This is a genomic window from Thiovibrio sp. Mzg5 (assembly GCF_055379285.1).
On record NZ_AP022872.1, the window covers coordinates 1,556,377 to 1,574,368 of the forward strand.

General features: G+C 58.7%; 17 protein-coding genes. 13 read left to right on the plus strand and 4 right to left on the minus strand.

The features are described from left to right. Positions 1-78: 78 nt before the first annotated feature. The gene (locus ACZ46D_RS07015; RefSeq protein WP_464926742.1) at positions 79-1,185 is read left to right on the plus strand and encodes a hypothetical protein; all 1,107 of its coding nucleotides are present in this window, start codon (positions 79-81) and stop codon (positions 1,183-1,185) included. Positions 1,186-1,250: 65 nt separating this feature from the next. Here the strand turns inward: ACZ46D_RS07015 and ACZ46D_RS07020 are convergent, their stop codons facing one another. From ACZ46D_RS07020 to ACZ46D_RS07030, 3 genes are all read right to left on the minus strand, one after another. Then, complete coding sequence (locus ACZ46D_RS07020) at positions 1,251-2,048, minus strand: FkbM family methyltransferase (RefSeq protein ID WP_464926743.1); 798 nt, start codon at positions 2,046-2,048, stop codon at positions 1,251-1,253. A gap of 97 nt (positions 2,049-2,145) precedes the next feature. Beyond that, positions 2,146-3,234 (minus strand): DUF2914 domain-containing protein, encoded by a 1,089-nt coding sequence (locus tag ACZ46D_RS07025; protein WP_464926744.1) that lies wholly within the window; start codon positions 3,232-3,234, stop codon positions 2,146-2,148. A 40-nt stretch (positions 3,235-3,274) separates the two neighbouring features. Then, on the minus strand, positions 3,275-4,045 hold the full coding sequence (locus ACZ46D_RS07030) for a YkgJ family cysteine cluster protein (RefSeq protein ID WP_464926745.1): 771 nt from the start codon (positions 4,043-4,045) through the stop codon (positions 3,275-3,277). 119 nt (positions 4,046-4,164) lie between these two features. Here ACZ46D_RS07030 and ACZ46D_RS07035 point away from each other — a divergent pair, with 119 nt between their 5' ends. Continuing rightward, positions 4,165-6,021 carry a family 10 glycosylhydrolase gene (locus ACZ46D_RS07035; protein ID WP_464926746.1) on the plus strand — a complete coding sequence of 619 codons (1,857 nt, stop codon included), beginning with the start codon at positions 4,165-4,167 and terminating at the stop codon, positions 6,019-6,021. 233 nt (positions 6,022-6,254) lie between these two features. Next, entirely contained in the window at positions 6,255-7,238 is a 984-nt protein-coding gene (locus ACZ46D_RS07040; protein ID WP_464926747.1) for an IS110 family RNA-guided transposase, read from the plus strand. Positions 7,239-7,330: 92 nt separating this feature from the next. Here the strand turns inward: ACZ46D_RS07040 and ACZ46D_RS07045 are convergent, their stop codons facing one another. Further along, positions 7,331-7,591, minus strand: coding sequence for an AF1514 family protein (locus ACZ46D_RS07045; protein ID WP_464926748.1), 261 nt, complete (start codon positions 7,589-7,591; stop codon positions 7,331-7,333). 97 nt (positions 7,592-7,688) lie between these two features. On the opposite strand from ACZ46D_RS07045, the gene ACZ46D_RS07050 reads away from it, so the two are divergent. From ACZ46D_RS07050 to ACZ46D_RS07095, 10 genes are all read left to right on the plus strand, one after another. Then, entirely contained in the window at positions 7,689-10,025 is a 2,337-nt protein-coding gene (locus ACZ46D_RS07050; RefSeq protein ID WP_464926749.1) for a sensor histidine kinase, read from the plus strand. 57 nt (positions 10,026-10,082) lie between these two features. Next, positions 10,083-11,504: a sigma-54-dependent transcriptional regulator gene (locus ACZ46D_RS07055; protein WP_464926750.1), complete on the plus strand. Its 1,422-nt coding sequence runs from the start codon at positions 10,083-10,085 to the stop codon at positions 11,502-11,504. A gap of 238 nt (positions 11,505-11,742) precedes the next feature. Then, positions 11,743-12,171, plus strand: coding sequence for a response regulator (locus tag ACZ46D_RS07060; protein ID WP_464926751.1), 429 nt, complete (start codon positions 11,743-11,745; stop codon positions 12,169-12,171). A gap of 40 nt (positions 12,172-12,211) precedes the next feature. Beyond that, positions 12,212-13,528 (plus strand): rhodanese-like domain-containing protein, encoded by a 1,317-nt coding sequence (locus ACZ46D_RS07065; protein WP_464926752.1) that lies wholly within the window; start codon positions 12,212-12,214, stop codon positions 13,526-13,528. A 247-nt stretch (positions 13,529-13,775) separates the two neighbouring features. After that, complete coding sequence (gene rfaE1, locus ACZ46D_RS07070; RefSeq protein WP_464926753.1) at positions 13,776-14,765, plus strand: D-glycero-beta-D-manno-heptose-7-phosphate kinase; 990 nt, start codon at positions 13,776-13,778, stop codon at positions 14,763-14,765. Continuing rightward, a complete protein-coding gene (locus ACZ46D_RS07075; RefSeq protein ID WP_464926754.1) occupies positions 14,762-15,643 on the plus strand; it encodes a YicC/YloC family endoribonuclease in 882 nt (293 codons plus the stop codon). The genes rfaE1 and ACZ46D_RS07075 overlap by 4 nt, the downstream gene beginning before the upstream one ends. A 9-nt stretch (positions 15,644-15,652) precedes the next feature. Beyond that, positions 15,653-15,940 (plus strand): DUF370 domain-containing protein, encoded by a 288-nt coding sequence (locus tag ACZ46D_RS07080; protein ID WP_464926755.1) that lies wholly within the window; start codon positions 15,653-15,655, stop codon positions 15,938-15,940. Beyond that, positions 15,937-16,563 carry a guanylate kinase gene (gene gmk / locus ACZ46D_RS07085; protein ID WP_464926756.1) on the plus strand — a complete coding sequence of 209 codons (627 nt, stop codon included), beginning with the start codon at positions 15,937-15,939 and terminating at the stop codon, positions 16,561-16,563. The genes ACZ46D_RS07080 and gmk overlap by 4 nt, the downstream gene beginning before the upstream one ends. A gap of 25 nt (positions 16,564-16,588) precedes the next feature. Further along, entirely contained in the window at positions 16,589-17,344 is a 756-nt protein-coding gene (gene rlmB, locus ACZ46D_RS07090; protein WP_464926757.1) for a 23S rRNA (guanosine(2251)-2'-O)-methyltransferase RlmB, read from the plus strand. Between the two features lie 120 nt (positions 17,345-17,464). Next, complete coding sequence (locus ACZ46D_RS07095) at positions 17,465-17,989, plus strand: methanogen output domain 1-containing protein (protein ID WP_464926758.1); 525 nt, start codon at positions 17,465-17,467, stop codon at positions 17,987-17,989. Positions 17,990-17,992 lie beyond the last annotated feature (3 nt).

A 17,992-nucleotide genomic window follows, 5' to 3' on the forward strand; every position in this document is an offset into this window, starting at 1 on the left:
ATAGGTTTAAAAGAGTATCGTGCCCATGCGTCTGCTCCGCAAAAAGGGAAGAAAACTTTCCGTAGATGGAGAAAAGACATGCCGGTTGATGACATTAACGCTACCAATCCAGTCCTACCAACAGCCCTGCAGGACCGAACCCAGACCTCTGTGCCCCTTGCCACTTCCCCGCTGAACATCGTGAAGAACCCTGTTGCCGTAGCAACTGCCGCGACTCAAAACTTGACCCCTGCCCAACAAGTTGCCTTGCTGGGCAGTGAGGCGCTGCAAACCTTGAACCTCGAGCCAACCTCCCCAGCCGAACCGCTGTTAGCCACGGGGCCGACTCCCGAGTTAACATCGATTACTGAATCTCAAGGGTTGAGTCCTGCCCAAGAAGCGGCCTTGGCGGTTAACGAAACGGTTCAAACCGCTCTTGAGACCCAAAACCTGACCCCCGCCCAACAAGCTGCTTTGGCGGCTAATCAAGCGACCCAGACCCTGGTTGCTCCTCTGGTCCCGCCGGAAACCACGAGCCCCACCGCAACGCCAGTGGTTACAGGGCAAACCCTACCCCCTGGCGCAGGGGCTGCAACTCTGGCTACTGGGACGCCAGCTACGGTGGTTGAGACGCCAGGGGTGAATCTTGCCACCACCGCAGCCGCGCCAACGGAGACTGCGACCACCACGGCAACGACTGTTGTAAACGAAGTGCTGAATCCAACCCAGCCTGCAACAGCCCAACCAATTGAGTATAAAAATGCGTTTGCGGTTTACGAGGTGAGAAATCCAACCCCCCCACCCACGGATCCACTGCCAACACGGAAAGACATCCATCCGCCGTTGCCCATCGGCAGGGTACGACACGTTGATCCTCTGGTTCTCAGACAGGAATGGGAAAAAAGGAAAAAAAACAGGAGTAAAGGAACCGGGTCCCAGGAAGAAACTCCGCCTCGTCCACCACTGGCGGAAAAATCCATCCATCAGATGATAAAACAGGCCAATGAAGATCTGGCTGCCAGCGGAGTACCCTTACATTTGGTCCTTGCCAAAAACAACGAGGATTTTATTCTAGACATCTATGACTGTTCAGATAATGCGGTATGCCAGATGACGCAGGAGGTACCTCTTGACCTCAATAACCTGTTGACCACTCTGGATAATCTTGAACATGAAGCCGGGATTATTGTCAATATCAAGACCTGATGGAACAGCTTAGGGCCGTTCCATATTCAAAATTTTGTGATAACTTGACCTTCCCTCCTGACCCGTTAGCCGTTTGCTATTGCAACAAAGTTTGTGGTCGTAAATTGCTCATTAATTTCCTTATATGACTCAATCGGACACAAGTATCCTGAAGGAGTAATCCTGAAAATTTTCATATTTATTTCACTAAAAAAATACCAGAAATCCTGAAAAAATGTCCGCGTATCGATATTGCAGCCACCGAATTCAAACGTGACAATGTCTATTGCCTTTGCCTCAAACATTCTTTTCGCGCCAGCGAAGGCATCAAGTTCATGCCCCTCTATATCAAGTTTCAATAGGTGAATGCGGGGTATTTCCTTCTCTGCACAGTAGTTATCAATGGTGTTGATTTCCACTTTTTCTGACTTGCTGAAATCGATACCAAAGTGATCCAGCCTTCTTCTTGTAAGTGAAGCAAGCCCTGAGCCAACGTTGTCAAAGTGTAATACCGCCTCGCCTTTTTCTTTGCCTATCCCGATATTATTCAGCGTAATTCGTTTATCTTTCCTGGCAGATTCCGCAAGGATCTTGAATGTTCCGCGTCCTGGTTCAAAGCAGTGAATTGAAAAATCAGCCCCTGCGATATTATCAAGAATGAGTTGAAGGAATTGCCCCTGGTTTGCACCCACATCAAAAATACAATACGGGGGCTTAACCCTCTGCTTGAGAAGATGGAAGATCGCCTGTTCCCCACTGCCTGAAACTCCGTCACCAGAGCCGATCCCCATCAGATCTTGCGAGGCCCGCACGTTTCTCTCCAACACCCGTTGCATGAAGCGATTTCCTGATGCTTTGATCAATGCTTTTTTCAGGATCGACATTTGGGCTTTTCTCCTTTTATGACGACATTAACGGTTGTTGACAAGCTGAAGCCCCGCAGAGGCCAGATTGACACAATCCTTTTACTTCCTCGCGCATTCACAAGCCCAGCACCGTCACCCTATCGGGGTCAGGTGGCACATCCATCACCACGCTAAAAGCATGAACAGCAACCGTGCGGCCATTTTCAGTTTCCACGTTCACCCTCCATTCCCCTGCCGCCATATCCTGTTTGTAGGTATAGCCGCGAAACCCGCCATTGCGACCGCCGGAGAGGCCAAAGCCTATGCGGGAGAAGGTCTGCCAACCGCGCTTAGAATCGTAATGCTCCCAGCGGTGATAGAGGCGGGTGCTTAAACCTCTCGGGGCGAATACCGAAGAAACGCAGTACAGCCGCTCGCCGGGCACAAGATGCACCTCGGTTGACAACTCCCGCCAGAATACCCACCAGGGGGCCTTTTCAAGGGTGAGGCGATACTCAGCCGCCGCATGCGCAAAATTTCTGCCCACCTGAATATCCCGCTTCACCAGGGGAACCGGAGGGATAAGATCCAGGGGATACGCCACCGCCAGCAGGGCGGCGATGATCCAGACCGGCGCCGCCCGCCCAGGACACCCCGGGGTTTTCTTGCGCAGCCAATGGGTGAGCCCTGCTCCGGCCAGGGTGCTGAGGTAAAACCACACCATGCTGATGCTGCCGACCATGAAGGGCAGCAGGAAGTTGAAAAGGAGCATGGCGCAGAGCCCGAACAAGGCCCAGGTAAGGGTAAAACGATGGTACTTGTCGTCAATAAACTCGTTGGCGACCAGCAACCCACCAAGCCCCAGAGACCACAGCACGGCGGTCAGGTGACTGGAGCTTTTGAAGTAGAGAATGAAAAGCGCGCTAAAAAGTCCGCCGAACAGAAACTGAAGCAGCAGAAAAGGAGCGCGCTCCCACCAAGTTGCAAAAAAAGAAACGGGCGGGCCCGTGACCTGCGCCCCATCTTCGAACCCTGTCGCAGCAAGGGCGTGGCGCCGATGCCCCAGCCACCACAGGATGCCAGCCGCGCCAGCGAGATAGCCGGACAAAATCCAGAGATCCGAAGGCGCTACCGACCGGCCAATGGTGAGGGCATCCCACAAGAAACCGCCAAAGAAGGCGATGGTGGGAAGATAGGCGCGAAGATGTGCAAGCCTGGTCTTCACGAATACGTCCGGCGGCACGGCAAGAGGGTACCGGTTGCCATTATCGTTTCAACTGGAGGGTGGGCCGGTTGCCAAGCACCAGCTTGAGCCAGTCGTAGCCGAAAGTAAGCAGGGCCTCATCATCGGTCTCGATGAGCCGTTTGCGTGATTTGTCCAGCCGGTAGACGTTGAGCATGTTGTGCTCCACCACATACTGCCGGAAACGGTCGACATTGTAGCAGACCATGAAGGCCAGCTGCTGTTTGGGCCCGGCCGCGCCCTCGCCCTGCCAGGGGTTTGAGGCCCAGAGGGTGTCCATCTCGGCCCATTGGTCGTCCATGGCATTGTAATAGACCAGCTGCTGGTCGCGGAGCCATTCCTTCACCGTCCACTCCTTTTTCTCCTGATGTCCCAGGCAGTACGAGTGATCGGTCATGAAATAATAGGCCCTGGGCTGGCCGCGCTCCGGGTTGCGGTCAACGGCCCGCTCCAGGGGATAGGTGCGGCAGGCGGAGGGGCGATCTTCATATACGAGGCAGCCCCGTTCCGGGTCGAGAAACGGGCAGGTGCCTTCCGCCTCATCCCCCATCCGCATGACAACCGAAGGGAAGAGCGGATTGGTCCCCTGGACCACGCCGGTGTAGGTGTTGAGAAACTCCTCCGAGGTGATCCCCAACCTTTTTTTCAGGCGGATGATATCGTAGGGGTAGAGAAAGAGGGTCAGTTTCCGGCAGCAGCGGGTAAAACAGGGAACCTCGGGGTTGCAGGCAAAGGGGAAGGGCGAGTCACCCAGGGGCTGCATGCCTTCGGGAAATTTTTTCAGGTCGGTCATTATCTTTTTCCTGGCGCATTTCGTAAACGGCGCGGTAACAATGGAGGCAGAGATTAGTTCGTAACGGCTCCTAAAAACGTCGCGCAAATTACCATCCTAGCGCAAAAAGGTCAACCCGGATGCCAAGAAGACCACTACCCCTTTCCCTGCGCACCCTGCTCCCTGCCCTGGCCCTGCTGCTTCTGGTCTCGGCCTGCGCTCCACGGTTGCGGACCTCGGCCTGGGTTGTCCGTTTCGACCTGGACAGCCCGGAGGAGGTTGCCTCGATCTGCTCCCAAGCCAAGCAGGCAGGATTTGACCAACTGCTGATCCAGGTCCGGGGAAGGGCCGATGCCCTGTACCGAAGCGAGATCGCACCCCGGGCCGAGAACCTGGCTGCGGCTCCGGCGGATTTCGACCCCCTGGCGCAGCTGCTCACGGACTGTGCCCCCCTGCCCCTCCATGCCTGGCTCAATGTCTATTATCTCTGGGGCGGCGCCACCCCACCGGAAAATCCCAAGCACCCCGGACACCCGGACCAACCCTGGATTCTCTCCGACAACACCGGGCGGCCTGTGTCCAGCTATTCCGCGCGGGAAAAACGGCTGGGCTGGATCGAAGGCAGCTATGCCGACCCGGCCTCTGCGGAATACCGGGCTCTTTTTGTGACGGTGGTCCGGGAGCTGCTGGCCCGCTACCCGGTGGCCGGGATTCATCTTGACTTCCTCCGCTACCCCGGCCCAGGCTACGGGAAAAGCGACGTGCTGGCCGAAGAATTCCAGCGCCTCTGGGGGCTTGATCCCAGACTGCTGCCCGAGCGACTCACTGCCGAGACCGTGACCGCCTGGCTTGAGGGGACACAATTGCCTGCGGACCGGGTGCTTACCACGGCGGCGCTTTTCTGGAACGAGTTCCGCGCAGGCCAAGTCACCCAACTGCTGCGGGAGGTCCGGAAGGTTGTGGACCAGGGCAGCACACCGGGGGCTGTCCTTTCGGCCGCCGTCTTTCCCGAAACCTCAGCCGCCTATCTGGAAAACGGCCAGGAATGGCAGGCCTGGGCAGAGGAAGGGCTGGTGGACGCCCTCTACCCCATGGCCTATTTCGGGGATACCGACCGGGTGGGCTCCCAGCTCCGGGAGATTATCACGAACACCCCCCGCAACCCAAAGATTGCCCTCTGGGCCGGGCTGGGCGCTTCCGACAAAGGCCCAGAACAGCTTGGCAAGGAAGCGCGAATTGCCGGGGAATACGGCTATGACGGGGTGGCGCTCTTCAGCCTGGGCCATCTCCGCAAAGAAACGCCTGCCCCGACCTGGGTCGAGGCAATCCGCGCCCGCCGCCGAACTCCTGCCCCCAAACCGGGGCCAGTCGGGGCCGGATTGCTCGCCACCGCCTCCCCCGCTCTCCAGCTCCCGGATTTGCAGACCCTGACCGCCATCGTCCGCAAGGCCTTGGGCGGAGCACCCCCGAAGAGTGATCTGGAAGCCCGGCTGGCCAGACGGTTGCAGGAATACAACAAGGCGCTCACGCAGACCATCCCAAAAAGCCTCAAACAACTGAAAAGCGCCCCAATCACCCTACCGGAGAGACTGGAGCTGGGCGGCATCTTCCGCTACGCCAACCCCATGGACAGCCCGGCCCGCCGGCAGGAGCAGGAAATGCTCTGCGAAAAGGCCCGGCAACGGCTGCTGGCTGGGGAGGAGCTGGCCACGGTGGCGAAAGAGATGTCCCAGGACGGGACAAGAACCCTTGGCGGCCTATTGGCCCCCCGCTTTCTCGACCCGCTCAATCCCCAGGACCAAGAGCTGGCCCAACTGGCTCCGCAGGGAATCAGCCAGGTCATGCCGGTTGCCAACGGCTTCTGGTGCTATCGGCTCGAGGGCAGGAGTATCGGCAGACAGATGACTTTCGCCGAAGCCCCCTGGGAGGCAAAGCGCATCCTCTTCCGCCAGGTGCTCAGCGAGAGGATGGCAGAAGAGACCGGGAATGGGCGGTAATTCCTACCGTCAAGGCAGCCCTTCGACAGGCTTGTATGGTTTTTACAGCTCATTTCTGAGAAGCTCTAAGAAGAAGAGCCGGGGTGGAGGGACTTCGACTGGCATCTGCCGCGCTGCGGACAGACTTACTGAGAAATCTCCCACCACACCCCAAACGTCGATGAAGAATCTAGCGGCATGTGCATTGACCGCCGATTTGAACGCAAGCTAACGTCGGTGTGTGCCACCCCAGCATGATTACTTTACTTCTGGAGGCTACCATCATGCAAACCTTTCTAAACGTAGGGGTGGATGTTGCCAAAGACGCCGTTGTCGTTGCTTGTGCTGCGCAAAGCTTTCCTGTCCACAGTGTTGTCAATCAGCATGAAGTTTTGCTGGCTTGGCTGAAATCCCTGCCCGCAGGCAGCCGTATCGGCCTGGAGTCTACAGGCGGATATCACGAGTTGCTGGCTGATCTGGCGCATAGGCAAGGCTATACCGTATTTCTGCTTAACCCAATGGAGACCCGGCACTACGCCAAGGCCATGGGCAACCGCGCCAAAACCGACCGTGTCGATGCCGAACTAATCGCTCGTCTCATCGCGCAAGAGCATACTCGCCTGCGTCCCTACACGTCCCCCACGGCCAACCAGCGCAAGCTGGACCATCTGATCCGGCGGCGGGCCAAGATCGTCCGCATCAAGAGCACGCTCAAGCTGACGATGGCCAACCTGGGCGGGTTTGCCCCTGAGCTCAAGGCGGTCTTGTGCAAGCTCGACGCTTTGATTGCCAAAATCGATGTCGCCATGGCAACGATTGCTGCCCGTTCTCCGCAACACAAGGAAACGCAACAGCGGTTGCAAACCATTGTGGGGGTTGGCCCCCTGGTGGGCATGGCCTTAACCAATACGTTGGAACGAGTTCCTTTCCGCAATGCGGATGCGTTCGTCGCATTCACCGGTTTCGACCCCAGAGCAAATGACTCCGGTCACAAGGCTGGCCGTAGACGCTTGTCCAAACGCGGCCCCGGCGAATTACGCCGTCTGCTGTTTAATGCCGCGATGTCCGCCGTCAAAACCAAAGTCTGGAAACCTATTTATGAGCATTATCGCAGCAAAGGCTGGAGTACGACCGCAACGTTGGTGATCATCGCCCGGAAAATCGCCCGAGCCGCCTGGTCTATTCATCACTACCGCTCGACATTTAACCCAGAACGGCTTACAAAATGCTTGACGTAAACCATAGAATCTCAGGGCGAACGGAATATCAATGCGTTACGGTAATACCCGCTCACCCTGAGCCTCTCGAAGGGCGGTTTTTCCCGAATCCCTCAACTATGGATGAACACATAATCCCCTGGATTGAAAATAATCTTCAGCCAGCCGCCGTGATTCTCGCCATACACCTCCCAACCCGGCCTGCCGTTAATCTCGCATTGCACATAGCTGGGCGAATGGCTTTTCTGCCGCGCATCAGACCAGGCGATGCAATCTGATTCCCTGTTCTCCCCTTGGGCAATGATGCTGGCCATTTTCCGTGCCGTTTCAAAATCAAGTTCCACCCCGGTGATTGCAATCAAAATGTCTTTCATGCTACTATCCTCCGTTGGTTGAAAAAATGATCCTCTTTCCCTCAAAAAAACAGAGCCCAGTCCTTTACGCAACCATATTCCATAGCCAAGGCACCCCATGAGACTGCGGACCATCATCTTCATCATCCTCCTTGCCCTTGGCATCCTGCCCATCCTCACCCTGGTCGGGGTCAATCTTCGCTCCCACATCAACCAACATGAAACGGTGGAGAAAAAACGGACCGCCGCCGGGGCCGAAAGCAGCTTTGTTTCCCTCAATGCCAGAGTGAAATGCATCCGGAAAAGCCTCCTCCAGACGGCGGCCACCCCCATGATCGCGGGGCTTACCCCGTTGCCCCTGGACCCAGTTAAACGCCAGCGGCTGGCAGACCTGCTCATCGGCCAAATGAATACGGAAAAGGTGATTCTCGGGGTCCGCCTGCTCGACGCCTCCGGCAGCCAACTGGTCCACCTCCGCCGGAATAACGGCTCCCTGGAAGTTGCCCCAGACGAACCCACTGATAATGCGGCACAGACCCCGCTGTTCCGAAAAGGGCTGGCGCTCAAGGAATCCGAGGTCGACACCCTCCTGAGCAAGGACCCGGACGATCCCGCCGCCAACCGCCTGAGCCTGACAACCCCAATTCCTGGCAGAGATGGCGCCGTAACGGGCGTGGTCATCATGGAGATCGCCCCAGACCTCTTCCTCGAGGCCCAAGGAAATGCCTGCTGGGCAACGCCTGCGGGCGCCATTGTCCATGCCCCGACCGCCTTTCCCGAACTGGACACCGCGCACCCCATCGCCTCCGGCGCCAACCTCCTTGCCCTCTTCCCCGGCCTTGCCGCCCCCATGGCGGACAACCGCCCCTTTGTCTGGGAAAATGCTTCCGGCCACAGCCTTATCTGGCTGCCGCTCATCTTCAACGACCATCTCCCCCCGACCCTGTGGCTCGGTTCGCCCGTGGACCGCAGCGCGGCCCGGGAATGGAAGCTTTCCCTGATCTACAACATTGTCTGGATCGTGATCAGCATCGGCATCATCGTCGCGCTCATTGCCAACGCCATCGCCAAAAAAATCGACCGGATCAAGGATACGATCCTCACCGGCCTGGACTCCATCCTCAACAAGGGGGAGGAGAACGTACAATTCAGCTGGACCGGCCCCAGGGAGGTGGTCAATCTGGCCGAGGAACTCACCACCCTGGCCCGCCGCTATGCAATCACCAGAACCCGGCAGCAGGAGGCTGAAGCCGACCTGCGGCAAAGCGAGGACAAGTTTAGAAACCTCACCGCCTCGGCCCAGGACGCCATCGCCATGATGGACCATCGCGGCAATATTTCCTACTGGAACGAGGCCGCCGCAGAGATCTTCGGCTTTAGTGCCGCCGAGGCTCTGGGCAAGCCGATCCACACCCTGATCTCCCCGCGGCTTTCCGAATCCGGCCAACGGGGCGCAATCGAAGAAAAACCGGTGAGCGACGGACCCATCCGCGAAACCATCGAGCTGATCACCCGGCGCAAGGACGGCACTGAACTGCCCATCGAGCTCTCGCTTTCCGAGGCCAGGATCAAGGATAAGTGGAACTCCATCTGGATCATCCGGGACATCACCGAACGCAGGCGGACCGAGGACGAGACCCGGCTCCAGCAGCAGCAGTTGGTCCAGGCGGACAAGATGATCTCGCTGGGCGTGCTCATCTCCGGGGTGGCCCACGAAATCAACAACCCCAACAGCATCGCCATGCTCAACACCTCCATGCTCTTCAAGGCCTGGGAAAGCGCCAAGCCGATTCTCGACGAATACTACCGCGAAAACGGGGATTTTCTCGTTGCCGGGCTGCAATACAGCGAGATGTGCGAACAGATCCCCCGCCTTTTTCTGGAGCTGGAAGAAAGCGCCCGGCGCATCAAGAATATCGTCCACGATCTCAAGGATTACGCCCGACAGGACACCACCCGCCACATGGAACCGGTGGATCTCAACGAGATCGCCCGGGCTGCGGTACGCCTCAACCACAACAAGATCAAGAACGCCACCCGAAATTTCAGCACCGATCTGACCCCAAACCTGCCGCCCATCCGGGGCAACCGCCAACGGCTGGAGCAGGTGCTGATCAACCTGATCCAGAACAGCTGCGAGGCCCTGGCCAACCAAGATGCGGCCATATCCATCGCCTCGCGCTATGACGCAAACAGCGAAGAGGTAGAGGTGTGCGTCCACGACCAGGGCACCGGGATTGCCGAGGAAATCATCAACCAGATCACCGACCCTTTCTTCACCACCAAACGGTCATACGGCGGCACCGGCCTCGGCCTCTCGGTCTCCGCAGGGATCATCAAGGAACACCTGGGCAGGCTGCGCTTCAGCTCAAGCCCGGAGGCAGGCACCACCGCGACCATCTCCTTTCCGCTCTGGCGGGAAGAGACGGATGACAAAACAACGCAAGCCGGGTAGGCTCAATTGTACCCCCCCTGGCCCTGCGCCAGTCCGAAATTTCAGGAGGATTTTTTCATGGACAAGCAGCTTTCCCCTTTGCGCCCCATCCTGCTCGTGGATGATGAAGAGGCCTGGCTGCACAGCTTCAGCCTGACCCTGCGCTCCGAAGGACTCAGCAATATCCGCTGCTGCGCCGACAGCCGCAAGGTCATGGATATCCTGGCCAGCGAGAAGGTGGGAGTGATCGTTCTTGATCTCACCATGCCCCATCTCTCCGGGGAAGAGCTGCTGCCGAATATCGTGCGCGAATACCCGCAGATTCCGGTGATCATCATCACCGGCCTTGATCTGGTGGATACTGCGGTACGGTGCATGAAACTCGGGGCCTTTGACTACTACACCAAGGTCAGCGAGGAGACCCGCCTCATCGCCGGGGTGCAACGGGCCGTTGACCTCAGCCGGTTGCGTCAGGAAAACGATCTGCTCAAGGAACATTTCCTCAAGGACACCCTGGATCACCCCGAGGCCTTCAGCCGAATCACCACCCACAACAAGGGGATGCGCTCCATCTTCCAGTACGTGGAGTCCATTGCCGACACCAGCGAGCCGGTGCTGATCTCCGGGGAAACCGGGGTGGGCAAGGAACTCATTGCCCAAGCCCTGCACGCCTTAAGCAATCGGAAGGGCGAGTTTGTTCCGCTCAATGTGGCGGGCCTGGACGACACCATGTTCGCCGACACCCTGTTCGGCCACAAAAAGGGCGCCTTCACCGGGGCGGAGCAGACCCGGCGGGGCCTTATCGAGCAGGCTGCGGGCGGCACCCTGTTTCTCGACGAAATCGGCGATCTCTCCCAGCTCTCGCAGACCAAACTGCTCCGCCTCCTCCAAGAACGGGAGTATCTGCCCCTGGGCTCGGACATCCCCAAACGCACCGATTGCCGAATGATCTTCGCCACCCACCAGAACCTCGAGGAGATGCAGGAAAACAACACCTTCCGCAAGGATCTCTACTACCGGCTCCATGCCCACCGCATCCATATCCCTCCCCTGCGGGAAAGGCTTGATGACCTGCCCCTGCTGATCGATTACTTTTTCGAGGAGGCCGCAGCCAAGCTCAACAAGAAGAAGCCTGCCTTCCCCAAGGAGCTGATCTCCCTCTTGGGCACCTATGATTTTCCCGGCAATATCCGGGAACTCAAAAACATGACCTTTGACGCAGTGAGCACGCACAAAAACCGCACCCTGTCCATGGATTCCTTCAAGGAGTATCTCCGACTCAGGCGGCCCAACCTGGAAGAGGAGGTCAAAAGGCATCCGGAAACCCGGACCCCATTCGCCGATCTTCTTAAGCTCCCCTCCATCAGAGAGGCGGGTTATCTCCTGGTACTGGAGGCCCTGAACCGGGCCAAAGGCAACCAGGCCATTGCCGCGGAGATGCTCGGCATCACCCGGCAGGCCCTCAACTGGCGGCTCAAACAGGCGGACCGGGGGGAGTAGGGCTAAGAGCAAGCCGTCGCGGCCCTCAACCCTCGCTCCGCAGCTTTAAGCTGCCACTCTCCAGCGCAAACCTCCTTGCACCCATTGCCCAAATTCCCCCCACCAGCCACACACAACATCCTGCAATATTTCAGCAAGATACGTCTTATTGCCCATCCATGGCACCCATCTTGCTTTAATCACGGGCGTCACCGACAACACCGTTTTTTTAGCAAAATACCTTTACACCACCGAGCCCATGGCCAGACGACACATTCTTCTTGCAGAAAGCAGGCCCAACCTGCAACACAGCCTCGGGCTCATGCTCAAACAGGCGGATTACCGGGTAAGCCTTGCCGAGACCACGGAAGAGGCGCTGACCCTGGCCAGGGCTTTGCACAACGCCCAGGAGCCCGTTGATCTGCTGATCGTTGACCTGGATTCAGCCTCACCGGAGGCGTGCCGCGCCTTCATGCATGCCCTCTCTGCCAGCAATTTTGCCATGCCCTATCTCGTTCTGGCGGAAGAGATCCGCGATCAGACGGTCGATGCCTTGCAAAAAAATGGCTGCCTGGCTTGCATCGCCAAGCCGTTCGAGCCGGAAACCTTGCTCAACAGCGTACACAAAGCCCTGAACCGGCTTTCGCCAAGCGAAAGACAGAAAAAAAACAACCCAAAAATCCAGTGAACCAACCCGAATAATCATTATTTTTTCAAGGAGAACGATCATGCAGAACAAGCAGTTGCGCAGATGGCTTCCATTCCTGCTGTTTACCGGCCTTCTGGTCGGCAGCCCGAACCTCTCCGGCTCCTTGGCCCTTGCCGCGGACCCGGCACCGCAGACCGCCCAGAGCACCAACACCTTTACCGGCAAGGTCACCGGCAAATCCAACAAGGCCAAGACCATCACCATCGAGGTGAACGGCAAAAACGAATTCGTCAAGTTCGATGACAAAACCGCAGGCGTAGACCACGCGGTGGAGGGCGAAGCCTCGATCATCCAGTTTGAAATGCGCGGCAGCGACAGATACGCCACCGACATCAAGCCCAAGCTTGCCACCCTGCCGGAAGGCGTAAAGGAAATCAAGACCGACGAGTTGGCCAAGCTCATCGCCGTGGGCCCGGACGAGGGCAATTACGTGCTGATCGACTCCAGGCCGGCGGCCCGTTACCATGAAGGACATATCCCCACCGCCATCTCCATCCCCGAGACGGTCATGAAGGATACCGGCGCAGCCTTCCTGCCCGGCGATGCAAAGCTCAACAACACCCAGCTCATCTTCTACTGCGGCGGGCCCACCTGCGGCATGAGCCCCAGCGCCGCGAACATGGCCAAGCAGATGGGCTACACCAATCTCCATGTCATGCTCCAAGGCATCCCCGGCTGGAAAAAGGCCGGCAAGAGCGTGACCGCCTCGGAAAAATTTGTCCAGACAGGCAACATCGTCCTGATCGATCTGCGCTCCAAGGAGGAATACGAAGCGGGCCATATTCCCAAAGCACACAACATCCCCCTGGCCTCGCTGGCTGCAAAAGAGGATGGTTTCCCGATCAAAGCCCCCACCGTGGTCTACGCCAACTCCTTTGTCGAGGCGCAAAAAGGCTACAACATGATCAAGAAATGGGGCGTCAAGACGATCTCCATCTGGCCGGGCGGCGAAAAATCCTGGGCAGCCAAGAGCAACAAGCTGGCCAAGGGGCCCACCCCTGCTGCCATCACCTGGGTCCGGCAGATGGGCAAGGGCGAGGTCTCCCTGGCTGAGTTCAAGAAGGCCATGGACGGCAGCGCCACGCAGGTGATCCTCGATGTCCGCACCAAGGACGAGGTGCAGACCGGCGCCTTCAAAAACTCCATCTCCATCCCCCTGGACGAAATCGAAAAACGGATCGGCGAATTGCCCAAGGGCAAGGAGATGCTGATCCATTGCTCCACCGGAGCCCGGGCGGAAATGGCCAAAGCCGCCCTGGACAAAGCCGGGCTCAAGAGCCGCGTCCTGATCGCCGATGTGGAATGCGAGCAGGGCAAGTGTGAGATCAAGGACTAATCCTACCGCTCCTTAAAAAACAGCTGCCCCCCCGCAGCTGTTTTTCTGTGCAAGGCCCTGCCGGTTCCTCCCCCCGGCAGGGCCTTTTTTTATCCATACCCATGGCAGAAGCGACCAAAAGCCCATTTCTTTGCTTGCCCAAGACCCCCAAAGCGGTCTATAATTGCGTTTCTTGTATCCTTCCAGCTGGTTGCGCCTTGTTGCGCCAGCCGTACCTTCTCTACTCAATGATCTCAGGAGCCGGTCCGTGACCCTGTCCAGTACAAAGAAAAAACAGCTGCGCGATGCGGTTGGTAAATTCAGCTCCGCCAACATTCTGGTGCTCGGCGACATCATTGTCGATCACTTCATCTGGGGCTCTGTTTCCCGGATCTCTCCGGAAGCACCGGTGCCGGTGGTGGATGTCACCCACGAAAACCTGCTGTTGGGCGGGGCGGCCAACGTCCTGCACAACATCTACGCCCAGAACAGCCGCGCCTCCCTCTGCGGCCTAATCGGCAACGATGCCATGGGCGACCATCTTTTGAGTCTGCTGGCGGAAATCGGCTCCCCTGCCACGGGGATCGTCCGCACCTCCAACCGCCCCACCACCCTCAAGACCCGGATCGTGGCCCAGCACCAGCAGGTGGTCCGCTTCGACCGGGAAAAAACCGGGGAGCCAAGTCCGGAGCGGCTGGCGGAGATCTGCCGCTTCATCGACGACAATCTGGAGAACTTCGACGCGGTCATCGTCTCCGACTACAATAAGGGCATGATCAACCTGCCCCTGATGGACCATCTGCGGAGCCGGCTCAAGGAACGAGACATCCCGCTGATCATCGACCCCAAGCCCCAGCACCCGGAACGCTTCCGCGGCGCCACCATCATCACCCCCAACCTGCACGAGGCCGAGCGCATGGCCGACATGGTGATCAAAACCGAGGCGGACCTGGAGATTGCAGCCCATCTCCTCCAGAAAAAGCTGGCCAGCGACGCGGTCCTCATCACCCGGGGCGAGGCGGGCATGGCCCTGTACGAAAAGGGGCACCCCCTCTTCACCATACCCACCATGGCCAAGGAGGTGTACGATGTCACCGGCGCAGGGGACACGGTGATCGCCACCCTGGCCCTGGGTCTGGCCGTCGGCCTTTCCGCCGCCGATGCCGCCACCATCGCCAACTTCGCCGCGGGCATCGTGGTGGGTAAGGTAGGCACGGCCACTGCCTCCACCGCCGAACTTCTTGAGGCCATCGGATGAAAAGACCGTTGAGCATGACCGGTTACGGCCGGGGCGAAGCGACCGGGGCAAAAAGCTGGACCGTGGAGATCCGCTCGGTGAACCACAAGTTTCTGGACCTGAGCATCAAGATCCCCCGCAAATACCTCGGCCTGGAAGACCGGATCAAAAAAGAGATCAACGCCTACTACAGCCGAGGCCATGTGGATGTCTACGTTAATCCCGGCTCCGAGGCGGGCGACAATATCCGTTTGGCCGCCAACCTGCCGCTGGCCCGCAATTATTACCAGTGCCTGGAAGCGATCCGCCAAGATCTCTCCCTGCCCGACGGACCGACCCTGGCCATGATCCAAAACTACAAAGAGATCATCGTGGCCCACGAGGAAGAGGAAGACCTCGAGGCGGTCTGGCCGCAGGTCGCCGAGGCCCTTACCCAGGCCCTGACCATGGCGCAGTCCATGCGGGAGCAAGAAGGCGACGCGCTCAAGAACGAGTTGCACCAACGGTTGCAGGAATTTGCCAAAACCGTGGAGACCATTGCCCAGGATATCCCCGCCATTGTCCAGCGCAGAACCGAGAAGCTCAAGGAGCGGTTGGCCATTCTCCTCCAGGGGGTTGACCTTGACCCTCTCCGCTTGGCCCAGGAGGTGGCGATGATGGCCGACAAGGCGGATGTCACCGAGGAGGTGGTGCGCCTGCGCAGCCATATCAGCCAATTTTCCGGTTTCCTGGCGGCGGACGAACCCGTGGGCCGCAGGCTTGATTTTCTCCTCCAGGAATTCCTGCGGGAGATCAACACCCTGGCCTCGAAGATCAGCGATGCCCCCACCGCCCACCTCACTGTGGAGCTGAAAACCGAGGTGGAAAAACTCCGCGAACAGATCCAGAACATCGAATAAGGGAAGACCATGTCAGACCAGAGAATGATCAACGTGGGCTTTGGCAACGCCGTCCTTGCCAACAGGGTGCTGGCGGTGGTGAACCCCAAATCCTCCCCCATGAAAAAACTGCGGGAAGAGGCCAAGGAGCAGAAAAGGCTCATCGATGTCACCGAAGGCCGCCGGACCCGCTCCATCATCATCCTCGACAGCAACCATGTGCTGCTCTCCTCGGTGCAGCCGGAAACCATCACCCTGCGCTTCATGGCCTCCTACGACCGGCGCGACGACGAGCAGCCGGAAAAGGCGGATAAATGAGCCGGGGCAACCTTTTTGTCATCTCCGCTCCCTCCGGGGCGGGCAAGTCCACCATCCTCAAAAAACTGCTGACCGCGGTGCCCAACCTCGCTTTTTCCGTGTCGCACACCACCCGCGCCCCGCGCCACGGCGAGAGCAACGGCCAAGAGTACCACTTTGTCGACCGCCCCACCTTTGAGGGGATGCGCACCGAACAGGCCTTTCTCGAGTGGGCCGAGGTGCATGGCAATCTCTACGGCACCAGCCGGGCGGCCATCGAGGCGCAACAGGCCAAGGGGATTGATGTTTTCCTCGACATCGATGTTCAGGGAGCCAGGCAACTCCGTGATTGCGGACACCCTGGAGCCATCTTCCTCTTCATCGCCCCGCCCTCCTGGGCTGAGCTGGAAAGACGGTTACGGGGGAGGGGCACTGACCCCGAAGAAACCGTGCAGCTACGGCTGAACAATGCCCGCCGCGAGATGGAGGATGCCAACCACTACGACTATCTGGTGATCAACGACCGGCTGGATGAGGCGGTGGAGGTCCTGCGGGCAGTGGTCATCGCCGAACGCTGCAAGGCCCGCCGCAACCCCGATGGCCAACCCCTCGACCTCGTAGCCCTGGGCTTTACCGCACAATAACCTCGACCTTTTTTTTGGAGGCACCATGAGCAACGAGCCGGACACCGACGACCTCCTCTGGGGCATCCATCCCATCCTTGAGATGCTGCGGCTTCAGCCAAAAAAGGTGCGGGAGGTGGTTATCCAGCAGGGCAAGGCCGGGGCCAAGATCCAGGAGATCATTGCCCTGGCCCAGGAACAGGGGGTCAAGGTCCGTTTTCTGCCGGGCCAGCGCTTCCCCAGCTCCCCGGACAAAACCCACCAGGGGGTGTTGGCAAAAACAGCGCCCGTATCCACCTGCAGCCTGCATGAGCTGTTGAAAAAAGCCGGGGAGTCAGAGCAGCCGCTCATCGTGGCGCTGGACTCCATCCAGGACCCGCACAATCTGGGGGCCATCATCCGCAGCGCCGCAGCAGCCGGAGCAATCGGCATCATCCTGCCCAAGGACCGTTCGGCCCCGCTCAACGCCACCGCAGCCAAGGCCGCAGCCGGGGCCATGGCCCATCTCAAGCTCTGCCTGGTCACCAATCTGGTGACCACCCTGCAAACCGTTAAGGAGAAAAGCTTCTGGGTTTACGGAGCAGCTGGCGAGGCCAAACGCACCGTGTACGAGACCAAATTCTCCGGCCCCGTCTGCCTGGTCATCGGCGGCGAGGACAAAGGGATGCGCCCCCTGGTCCGCGAGCAGTGCGATGAGCTGGTCTCCATCCCCATGGCAGGCAGCCTTAACTCCCTCAACGCCTCGGTGGCCGCGGGCGTCATCCTTTTTGAGATCGTCCGCCAGCGACAGGACAGCCGCTGATCCCCCCACCTTCCCCTTGACTTTACCTCCCCGCCTGCCGGATAATACTGTCTAGAGACAGTTTCTGGAGCGGGCCCCGTTCCGTTCCGCTCCCATATCCCGCCACAGAGGAGCGCGGCCATGGACCAAGCAACAGCAATGCGGCAACTCACTCTCCCGCTGAACAGGGATCTTTTCCTCAGAACTCTCATCCGTGAACTGGCCGGCACCTTGGAAGAGGTGGTCGGCTACGAAGAGGCTGCCGGGTATATCAGCCTGGTTGGCCAGCACATGGGGGACTGGATCAATGCCCTCTACACCAAGGAGCTGGGAGTATCCACGCTCAACCGCCAGCAGGTGGGGGAGGTTCTCGTGGACCTCAAACAACGGATCAACGGCAACTTTTCCATCGTGGAACAGGACAGCAAAAAGATCATCCTGGAAAGCTCCACCTGCCCCTTTGAGGACAAGGTGCAGGACCGTCCCTCCATGTGCATGATGACCTCCAACGTCTTTGGGGTCATCACCGCCGCCAACCTGGGCTATGCCAAAGTGGTGCTTGAAGAAACCATTGCCAAACACTGCGGACACTGCCGCATTGTTGTTTACACCCAACAATGCCCCGAAGCCGATGCGGCCCAAGGCCGGGAATATTACGGAAATTAAGGC

Coding starts and splice junctions, on each gene's coding strand:
- ACZ46D_RS07015 (WP_464926742.1), top strand. CDS start 79: ATGCCGGTTGATGACATTAACGCTACCAATCCAGTCCTACCAACAGCC.
- ACZ46D_RS07020 (WP_464926743.1), bottom strand. CDS start 2,048: ATGTCGATCCTGAAAAAAGCATTGATCAAAGCATCAGGAAATCGCTTC.
- ACZ46D_RS07030 (WP_464926745.1), bottom strand. CDS start 4,045: ATGACCGACCTGAAAAAATTTCCCGAAGGCATGCAGCCCCTGGGTGAC.
- ACZ46D_RS07035 (WP_464926746.1), top strand. CDS start 4,165: ATGCCAAGAAGACCACTACCCCTTTCCCTGCGCACCCTGCTCCCTGCC.
- ACZ46D_RS07040 (WP_464926747.1), top strand. CDS start 6,255: ATGATTACTTTACTTCTGGAGGCTACCATCATGCAAACCTTTCTAAAC.
- ACZ46D_RS07045 (WP_464926748.1), bottom strand. CDS start 7,591: ATGAAAGACATTTTGATTGCAATCACCGGGGTGGAACTTGATTTTGAA.
- ACZ46D_RS07050 (WP_464926749.1), top strand. CDS start 7,689: ATGAGACTGCGGACCATCATCTTCATCATCCTCCTTGCCCTTGGCATC.
- ACZ46D_RS07055 (WP_464926750.1), top strand. CDS start 10,083: ATGGACAAGCAGCTTTCCCCTTTGCGCCCCATCCTGCTCGTGGATGAT.
- ACZ46D_RS07060 (WP_464926751.1), top strand. CDS start 11,743: ATGGCCAGACGACACATTCTTCTTGCAGAAAGCAGGCCCAACCTGCAA.
- ACZ46D_RS07065 (WP_464926752.1), top strand. CDS start 12,212: ATGCAGAACAAGCAGTTGCGCAGATGGCTTCCATTCCTGCTGTTTACC.
- ACZ46D_RS07075 (WP_464926754.1), top strand. CDS start 14,762: ATGAAAAGACCGTTGAGCATGACCGGTTACGGCCGGGGCGAAGCGACC.
- ACZ46D_RS07080 (WP_464926755.1), top strand. CDS start 15,653: ATGTCAGACCAGAGAATGATCAACGTGGGCTTTGGCAACGCCGTCCTT.
- gmk (WP_464926756.1), top strand. CDS start 15,937: ATGAGCCGGGGCAACCTTTTTGTCATCTCCGCTCCCTCCGGGGCGGGC.
- rlmB (WP_464926757.1), top strand. CDS start 16,589: ATGAGCAACGAGCCGGACACCGACGACCTCCTCTGGGGCATCCATCCC.
- ACZ46D_RS07095 (WP_464926758.1), top strand. CDS start 17,465: ATGGACCAAGCAACAGCAATGCGGCAACTCACTCTCCCGCTGAACAGG.